Raw genomic sequence first — 2,199 nt, forward strand, 5'->3', positions numbered from 1 at the left:
TCGCCACATCGACAGCAATGATTTCGCCGTCGGCGAAGGATTTCAGCGCCCCGTCGAGCGACTGCGGAATGCCCAACCCGCGTGCGAACAGGTTCATGGTGCCGGCTGGCAATATGGCAAGCGCCTTCTTCGTGCCCATCAGTCGGGCGGCCGCGGCGGAAATGGTCCCGTCGCCGCCAGCCGCCAGCACGATGTCGACCGAGCGACGCGAAGCGGCGTTGTCCAGCGTCTCCACCACATCCTTGCCGGCGACAATTTCGATGCTGAGCGAGTGGCCTGCCGTTTCCAACGTCTGATGCATCCTGTCGGAGAAAGCAGCGAGGTCGGTGGTGCGCAAAGTGCCGCCGTCCCGGTTCAGCACCGCTGCAAATCTCATGCCCCGCTCCACCAGGTCAGCCTAAAGGCGGCCGGGATATACCCAGCCAACGGCTGAAACGCGGCGTCGACAGAAAGGTTCCTCTTGCCACGGGGTGACTACCCCAGCGGCTCAATAATTTCCGTGGTTTCGTTCCCGGACCGCAGCGCTTTGTCGGAACAACTGACCCGGTCACGACGTTGTGAACCTGTAGATGCCGCGTTCCCCAAGGAAGACGCGGCGCATGAGATCAGGCACGAGGAGAGACTACCATGATCCGCAATCTTTTAGCCACGACGGCGCTCGCAACCTTTGTCGCGACCGGCGCCTATGCGCAGAACGCAACAAATACGGCGCCTGCCACGCCCGCCGTCCAGGAGCCCGCCGCCGCTCCTGTGCCACGCGCAGAGGGCAGCATCGTCACCAACATCATCGGTGAGTCCGTCTACAACGGCACCGGCGACGATGCCGAAAACATCGGCAAGGTCAGCGACGTCGTGTTCGACAAGGATGGGCAGGCGAAATCCGTTGTCATCGACGTCGGCGGTTTTCTGGGTGTCGGCGCCAAAAGCGTTGCTTTCGACTACGGCAAACTGCAGTGGGCCGAAAAGAATGGCGACCGCTGGTTGGTGGCCCAGACGACCAAGGACGAACTGACGGCGCAGGCAGAATTCGATAAAAAGCCTTACAGCCCGACCCCAGCACCTGCGGCATCGACCGACGCAACAGCGCCGGCAGCACCCGCGACGACGGACACAGCGCAAAAGCCTGTCGACATGAACGCCGCTTCGGCAGAACCAGTCAAGCGCGCCGACGGCAATCTCGCCACCAACATCATCGGGGAAAACGTCTACAACGGCACCGGCGATGACGCCCAGAACATCGGCGACGTCAACGACATTGTGCTGACCAAGGATGGCAAGGCGCAGTACTTGGTCATCGGCGTCGGCGGTTTCCTAGGCCTTGGCGCCAAGAACGTCACCTATGACTTCTCGAAGGCGCAGTGGGCCGAGAAGAATGGCGACCGCTGGCTGGTCGCCCAGACCACCAAGGAAGAATTGCAGGCGCAGCCGGATTTCAACCGCAAGGCCTATGACCCTGCGCCGGCAACGACGGCTTCGAATGCGCCGGCAGCAGTCGCGCCCGCCGCAGCCCCTGCCGTCGCTCCGTCCGACAAGACGGCACAGGCTCCGGCGCCCACGACCCCCGATGCCTCGGCTCCGGACCAGACAAAGACCGCAGCCATCGACAAGTCGACGCTGACCGAGATGCCGGTTGGTGAGATTCGCGCCGATGACCTCAAGGGCACGACTGTCTATGGCGCCAACGACGCCAAGGTCGGCGAGATCGGCGATGTCGTGCTTGCGCCCGACAAGAAGGCCGATGCGGTGATCGTCGATGTCGGTGGCTTCCTCGGCATTGGCGAGAAGGAAGTCGCGGTCGGCATGGATAATCTCAAATTCATGACCGACAAGGCGGGCAACAAATACCTGTACACGACCTTCACCAAGGAACAGCTCGAGGCACAAACCGCCTATGACAAGGGCAGCTATGCCGAGAAGCGCGATCAGCAGCGCATGATCGTCAGGTAGTTTCCACCCAGTCGGATACAGGCCCGCGCCGGCAACGATGCGGGCCTGTGTTCATGTGTGGCGTGGAGGCAGGCCAGCGGCATGGCCGACGAGGCCGTTCTCGGTCAATTCGGCCAGTGCCAGCGATTGGTCGAGATGTTCGGCTCGCCAGGCGAGCAGCCGTTCGGCGAATTCCAGACGCACGGCGAGATGGCTGGGGTCGGCCGCGAGATTGTCCAATTCGTCCGGGTCATTTTCCAGATCGAACAGCAG

At 62.4% G+C, this 2,199-nt stretch carries 2 protein-coding genes and 1 pseudogene; 1 reads left to right on the top strand and 2 read right to left on the bottom strand.

Going from position 1 to position 2,199, the window contains the following annotated elements; translation table 11 throughout:
- A partial coding sequence (locus tag EN925_RS32790; RefSeq protein WP_281040680.1) for a diacylglycerol kinase family protein occupies window positions 1-376 on the bottom strand: 376 nt, incomplete at its 3' end.
- Window positions 377-627: 251 nt separating this feature from the next.
- On the opposite strand from EN925_RS32790, the gene EN925_RS32795 reads away from it, so the two are divergent.
- Entirely contained in the window at window positions 628-1,947 is a 1,320-nt protein-coding gene (locus EN925_RS32795; protein WP_127368353.1) for a PRC-barrel domain-containing protein, read from the top strand.
- A gap of 51 nt (window positions 1,948-1,998) precedes the next feature.
- On the opposite strand, the pseudogene EN925_RS32800 reads toward EN925_RS32795, so the two are convergent.
- A pseudogene (locus tag EN925_RS32800) lies at window positions 1,999-2,199 on the bottom strand (phosphonate monoester hydrolase); the annotation flags it as partial.

It is taken from the genome of Mesorhizobium sp. M7A.F.Ca.US.006.04.2.1 (assembly GCF_004022915.1).
In the GTDB taxonomy this organism is placed as follows: domain Bacteria; phylum Pseudomonadota; class Alphaproteobacteria; order Rhizobiales; family Rhizobiaceae; genus Mesorhizobium; species Mesorhizobium ciceri.